General features: G+C 44.7%; 6 protein-coding genes. 5 read left to right on the forward strand and 1 reads right to left on the reverse strand.

Annotated features, from left to right (window positions below; all coding sequences use genetic code 11):
* Nucleotides 1-33: 33 nt before the first annotated feature.
* Entirely contained in the window at nucleotides 34-912 is an 879-nt protein-coding gene (locus SPADD19_RS02715) for a polysaccharide deacetylase family protein (protein WP_049475047.1), read from the reverse strand.
* 175 nt (nucleotides 913-1,087) lie between these two features.
* On the opposite strand from SPADD19_RS02715, the gene SPADD19_RS02720 reads away from it, so the two are divergent.
* The 5 genes from SPADD19_RS02720 to SPADD19_RS02740 all read left to right on the forward strand — a co-directional run.
* Complete coding sequence (locus SPADD19_RS02720) at nucleotides 1,088-2,374, forward strand: homoserine dehydrogenase (protein ID WP_061455121.1); 1,287 nt, start codon at nucleotides 1,088-1,090, stop codon at nucleotides 2,372-2,374.
* A 2-nt stretch (nucleotides 2,375-2,376) separates the two neighbouring features.
* Nucleotides 2,377-3,243, forward strand: a complete 867-nt coding sequence (thrB, locus tag SPADD19_RS02725) for a homoserine kinase (protein ID WP_061455122.1) — start codon at nucleotides 2,377-2,379, stop codon at nucleotides 3,241-3,243.
* 83 nt (nucleotides 3,244-3,326) lie between these two features.
* Nucleotides 3,327-4,307, forward strand: a complete 981-nt coding sequence (locus SPADD19_RS02730) for a hypothetical protein (protein WP_061455123.1) — start codon at nucleotides 3,327-3,329, stop codon at nucleotides 4,305-4,307.
* A 118-nt stretch (nucleotides 4,308-4,425) separates the two neighbouring features.
* Nucleotides 4,426-5,322 (forward strand): UDP-N-acetylmuramate dehydrogenase, encoded by an 897-nt coding sequence (murB, locus tag SPADD19_RS02735; RefSeq protein ID WP_003007767.1) that lies wholly within the window; start codon nucleotides 4,426-4,428, stop codon nucleotides 5,320-5,322.
* A gap of 207 nt (nucleotides 5,323-5,529) precedes the next feature.
* On the forward strand, nucleotides 5,530-6,266 hold a 737-nt coding region (locus SPADD19_RS02740), incomplete at its 3' end, for an ABC transporter ATP-binding protein (RefSeq protein WP_164905832.1).

Here is a 6,266-nt window from a genome sequence, read left to right on the forward strand (position 1 = left end):
GAGAGGCTAGGACTTTTGTCCCAGCCTCTTTCTTTAATCTTGCATCATAGCTAAAAGGTCCTCTCCTGTAGTGGTTGGAAGGATCCGAACTCGTTTGAGGGAATAGAGTCCATCAGCGGAGCTGGCTAGTCCATTTTTAGTGGTGAGGCCTAGTTTGTAGTCAGCTTTCTTGGCTTGGTCGATTGTGACCTGGCTGTAGCGACCAGATGGGTAGACGATAACGCTGGTATTTTGATCCAGCACCTTATCCAGCAGGCGTTTAGAAGCGACCAGCTCATTCTTTTGGGTCTCAAGACTGGAATTGGCTAGGTCTGGATGATTGACCGTATGGCTTTCAAAGGTCAAGCCAGCACTTTTCATCTCTTTGATTTGGTCAAAGGTCAGGACATTTTCTTTTTCCTTTTGGGTAAAGTCCGTGATGATATTGTTAGTGGCGGTCATCTTGTACTTCTTAAGAAGCGGATAGACGATGGTATAGAAATCCTCGACGCCATCATCAAAGGTCAACCAGACATATTTCTTTCCTTTTGGCACTTCATTTTTTGCGAGGATCCGATAGGCTTCCTCAGGTGTCAGGGTGTAATAACCTGCTTTTTTCAGGGCCTTTAGTTGGCTTTCAAAGGTCTCTGGATCGACAATCAGATTGGCATTGGCAGCTTCTGACTCGTCCATATTGTGCACTGAGTGGTACATGAGGATGGGCAGTTTGACCGGCTTTTTCACCCGAGTCCACTCGATAGAGGAACTGTGTTCATCTAGCGAGCGCGTCATGGCAGTGCCGCTGGTATTTCCGTCACTCGGCTGAGTGATCCGCTTGATTAGAAGAAAGCTACAAATAAAGATACAGACCAAGAGGAGGGCATTGATTCCAAGTAGGGCTTTGATTTTTTTAGGTACTCTTCGTTTACTCATAGTGTCACCGTTTTCATTATTTTCTTTATTGTACCACAAATTCTATGTTCTTTTCCAGAACTTGCTACAGGAAGATCCTGTCATGAAAATTCAGAATTTTTAAGGCAATTGGCTGTCAAACGCTCAAGTTTTTGTTATAATGGAGCTACTATAGAAAATTCAAGGAGTCAATAGGATGTCTGTTAAGATTGCCTTACTAGGATTTGGTACTGTTGCTAGTGGCGTACCATTTTTATTAAAAGAAAACCATGAAAAAATCACCCAGGCAGCTCAAGATGAAATCGAGATCGCTAAGGTCTTGGTTCGAGATGATGAGGAAAAGGAAAAATTACAAGCTGCTGGTCACGACTACAACTTTGTGACCAATGTCGATGAAATCATTGAAGACAAAGACATTGCCATCGTTGTGGAATTGATGGGCCGTATCGAGCCAGCTAAGACCTTTATCACCCGTGCGCTTGAAGCGGGTAAGCATGTGGTCTCTGCTAACAAAGACCTTCTTGCCGTTCATGGAAGCGAGTTGCTAGAGATTGCTCAAAAACACCAAGTGGCCCTTTATTATGAAGCTGCCGTAGCTGGTGGGATCCCAATCCTTCGGACCTTGGTGAATTCCCTTGCTTCCGACAAGGTGACTAAGGTTCTTGGTGTGGTCAATGGAACATCTAACTTCATGATGACCAAAATGGTCGAAGAAGGCTGGACTTATGAAGATGCTTTAGCAGAAGCGCAACGCTTAGGTTACGCTGAAAGTGATCCAACCAATGACGTCGAAGGGATCGATGCTGCCTACAAGATGGTGATCTTGAGCCAATTTGCCTTTGGGATGAACATCCAATTTGATCAAGTGGGTCACAAAGGGATCAGCCAGATCACTCCTCAAGATGTCTCAGTCGCTCAAAGCCTTGGATATGTCATCAAGCTTGTCGGATCCATTGTTGAAACAGAGTCAGGGATTGCAGCAGAAGTGACACCAACCTTCCTTCCAAAACAACACCCACTTGCTGGCGTGAACGACGTTATGAATGCGGTCTATGTGGAATCCATCGGTATTGGTGAGTCTATGTACTACGGACCAGGTGCTGGCCAAAAACCAACAGCGACAAGTGTCGTAGCTGATATTGTGCGCATTGTCCGTCGTCTAAAAGAAGGAACGATCGGTAAAGCCTTCAATGAATACAGCCGCCCTCTTCAATTGGCTAAGCCAGAAGACGTGAAAAATAACTATTATTTCTCAATCAAGGCACCAGATGCGACTGGTCAAATCTTGCGTCTTGCGGAAATCTTTAATGCAGAAGGAGCTTCCTTCAAGCAAATCCTCCAAGAAGACTCAGATGGTCAATTTGCAAGTGTCGTCATCATTACCCACCAAGTCAACCAAACACAATTCAAGAACTTGGTTGAAAAATTGGATTCAGAGGCGAATTTCGAACTTTTGAATACCTTTAAAGTCTTGGGAGAATAAGCATGAAAATTATTGTTCCAGCAACCAGTGCCAATGTAGGGCCAGGGTTTGATTCTGTTGGGATTGCCGTGACTCGCTATTTGACTATTGAAGTCCTTGAATCAGCTGATGCTTGGTTTATTGAGCATGATCTAGGAGCAGGGATTCCGACAGATGAGAAAAACCTCTTGCTCTCAACAGCTCTTTCTATCTCAACGGATATGCAGCCCCATCGAATCAAGATGACCAGTCAAGTGCCTTTGGCGCGTGGTCTTGGATCTTCTAGCTCGGTCATTGTCGCAGGGATTGAATTGGCCAACCAATTAGCCAACCTCCAGCTATCAGACGCTGAGAAATTACGCATCGCGACCGAGATCGAAGGTCATCCGGATAATGTAGCTCCGGCTATCTTTGGAAATATGGTCATCGCTAGCTACATCGGTGAAGATGTCCAATATGTCACTGCTGACTTCCCAAGCTGTGACCTTGTGGCCTTTGTACCGAGCTACCAATTGAAGACCAGTGATAGTCGAAATGTCCTACCGAAAGAATGGTCTTATAAGGAAGCTGTTGCAGCTAGTAGCGTAGCCAATGTCGCTATCGCAGCTCTCCTCAAGGGAGATTTGCTGACGGCTGGTCGCTCCATCGAGTCAGATCATTTCCACGAACGCTACCGTCAATCTCTTGTCAAAGAGTTCCCTCAGGTCAAAGAAGTAGCGCATGCGCATGGGGCTTACGCTACCTATCTGTCAGGAGCAGGCCCAACGATCATGAACCTCTTAGCGCCAGAGCATACAGCAGCCTTTGTCGCAGCTCTCGAAGAACTCGGGCTAGATGGTCAGATTTTCCAACTTAAAATCGACACATTTGGCGTTCGTGTTGAGAAATAAACCTCAATGTAACACAAATGAAAGAAGGATGTATACGAATGTATATGTCCTTTTTGCTTCTTCTATGGTAGAATGGGAATTGTATGGGGAAAAGCTCAAGCTTTCCCGAAAATCTAGGGGGAAACATGAAACCAGAATATTTATATAGTATTGCTACCGATCTTGGTCTGCAATTTGATGGCGAAGCCCGTGTGATGTATGGAGAGCGTGAAGGCTTCTTGTTAGTCATTGAAGGCGCTCAAACCAAGAATGTATTTACCATTTCACTCAGTGTGAAACAAGGTTCCGAAGGAGACTTGATCGAAGATAGTGAAATTCTTTGGAATGAATTAAAAGAACAATCAAAAGCCATTAATGCCATCTCTTCTGATGGTTACTTGACCTCGATCGTCGTCAAAGGTGGAATGACCAAAGGGAAGGCTGTCGAAACCTTATGGACAGCTATCCAAGATATTGTTGATTTCTTGCTCAACCACCAATTTGTGCAAGTGAATGCGCAAACGGGTGAGGAAGGACCAATTGGTCTGTATCAAATTGGAGATGCGATCTTTTTAATCGACGATGAAACCTTTAGAGCCTACCAAGCCGAAGTGCAAGATACAGTTGAGGCTTATGAAGCGCGGGAAGAAAACTTCCTTTTAGGGATTGTAGGTGCTGTGATTGGTGTGATCATCGGTGGAGCAGTTGCCCTCTTAGTAGCGCGTGTTGGCTATGTATCTGTTTTAGCAGGGGCTGCCCTCGGTTATTGTACTATCAAAGGTTATGAGATCCTTGGTAAGAAATTGACTAAAAAAGGCGTGGTAGTTTCAGCTATTTTGATGGTCTTGACGGTCTTTTTGGTCAACCAATTAGATTATACTTTGGCGCTCATGAGTGAACTGGATTTGCCATTTGGTATGACCTGGACGCTTCTCAATGAAGCGACATTCTCAGGGGACGTCCCAGATAAATTTTACTTGAATCTAGGACTCTTAGCTGTCTTCACTCTTGGTGGTGCTTGGATTTCGGTCAAATCAGCTCTGGATGGACAGAAGAATCGTACTATCGCTCGTAAAATTGCATAGTGAATGATAAAAGGAAGGCCTGAATATTATAGGTCTTCTTTTGTTTTTTAGGGTCGAAAAATAGTCAAAAATTTGGTATAATAGTTTGTATTTTTATAGAGAGAGAACAGACAGAAAGATGAATGAAAAAATGAATCAAATTCTTGAAGGGATTGATATCCGTTTTCAAGAACCCTTAAAACATTATACCTTCACAAAGGTAGGTGGGAATGCTGAATTTTTAGCCTTCCCTCGCAACCAATACGAATTAAAGCGCATCGTCCAATTTGCTAACCAAGAGCAAATCCCATGGATGGTCCTGGGCAATGCGTCCAATATCATTGTCCGAGATGGGGGCATTCCGGGATTTGTCATTATGTTTGATCGCTTGCGTGACATCAGTGTGGACGGTTATGTGATCGAAGCAGAGGCAGGTGCTAAACTTATCGACACCACTCATGTGGCCTTGCACCATAGTTTGAAAGGTTTTGAGTTTGCCAGTGGCATTCCAGGCAGTGTCGGTGGGGCTGTCTTTATGAATGCGGGAGCCTATGGGGGAGAAATCGCTCATGTCCTAGTATCCTGTAAGGTCTTGACCAAAGACGGAGAGATCGAAACTCTGTCAGCGAGTGAACTGGCTTTTGGCTACCGTCATTCTAAGATTCAAGAGACAGGGGCTGTCGTCATCTCTGCCAAATTTGCTTTGTCTCCAGGCAATCACGAGGCGATCAAGCAGGAGATGGATCGGTTGACCCATCTTCGTCAGTTGAAACAACCCCTTGAATACCCTTCTTGTGGATCTGTCTTTAAGCGTCCTGTTGGCCATTTTGCAGGTCAATTGATCAGTGAAGCAGGTCTAAAAGGCTATCGAATCGGTGGTGTGGAAGTTTCTGAAAAGCATGCCGGCTTTATGGTCAATGTCGACAATGGAACGGCTAAGGATTACGAAGACCTGATCGCCCATGTCATTGAGGCAGTAGAAGCTCACTCAGGCGTCCGTTTAGAAGCAGAAGTTCGCATTATCGGTCAAGCCTAAGAGCTTAAGTATTAAAGAACAATTGATAGTGAACCATCGATAGCATCAGTAGGAGAGGGGGTGAGTGCCTATCGATACCGTAAATAGGTGGGGCAGTCTAGTAAGTCCCCGAGAGGTATTGGTGGTCTGACAGGTCTTCCTGTCAGCCGCTGCATTTTCGTATGAAAAGCAGTTTGGTAATCGCAGTAAAGAAGGAATTTATGTGAATTGAAAAAACCAATTATTGAGTTTAAAAATGTTTCAAAGGTCTTTGAAGATAGCGGAACCGTTGTCCTAAAGGATATCAATTTTGAATTGGAAGAAGGGAAGTTCTATACCCTGCTTGGTGCATCTGGATCAGGAAAATCGACCATCCTTAATATCATTGCCGGTCTTTTGGATGCGACGACTGGAGATGTCTACCTTGATGGGGAACGGATCAATGATGTCCCTACCAACAAACGTGACGTCCACACCGTCTTTCAGTCCTATGCCCTGTTTCCACATATGACAGTCTTTGAAAATGTGGCTTTTCCCCTTCGTTTGAAAAAGGTGGACAAGGCTGAGATCGAACGTCGGGTTTCAGAAGTCTTGAAAATGGTCCAGTTAGCTGGATTTGAAAAACGCTCGATCCAAAAATTATCTGGTGGTCAACGCCAGCGGGTAGCTATTGCCCGGGCTATTATCAATGAACCACGAGTGGTCCTTTTAGATGAGCCCTTGTCTGCACTTGACTTGAAGCTTCGGACAGACATGCAGTATGAGTTGCGGGAATTGCAACAACGTTTGGGGATTACCTTTGTCTTTGTTACCCACGACCAAGAAGAAGCCCTTGCCATGAGTGACTGGATCTTTGTCATGAATGAAGGAGAGATCGTCCAATCTGGTACACCGGTTGATATTTATGATGAACCGATCAACCACTTTGTAGCCACCTTTATCGGTGAGTCCAACATCCTTTCAGG

It is taken from the genome of Streptococcus parasanguinis (assembly GCF_001578955.1).
Classification (GTDB): domain Bacteria; phylum Bacillota; class Bacilli; order Lactobacillales; family Streptococcaceae; genus Streptococcus; species Streptococcus parasanguinis_U.

What these genes read in the sequence shown, in the direction of transcription:
- SPADD19_RS02715 (WP_049475047.1), bottom strand. Translation starts at nt 912, where the DNA reads ATGAGTAAACGAAGAGTACCTAAAAAAATCAAAGCCCTACTTGGAATC.
- SPADD19_RS02720 (WP_061455121.1), top strand. Translation starts at nt 1,088, where the DNA reads ATGTCTGTTAAGATTGCCTTACTAGGATTTGGTACTGTTGCTAGTGGC.
- thrB (WP_061455122.1), top strand. Translation starts at nt 2,377, where the DNA reads ATGAAAATTATTGTTCCAGCAACCAGTGCCAATGTAGGGCCAGGGTTT.
- SPADD19_RS02730 (WP_061455123.1), top strand. Translation starts at nt 3,327, where the DNA reads ATGGGGAAAAGCTCAAGCTTTCCCGAAAATCTAGGGGGAAACATGAAA.
- murB (WP_003007767.1), top strand. Translation starts at nt 4,426, where the DNA reads ATGAATGAAAAAATGAATCAAATTCTTGAAGGGATTGATATCCGTTTT.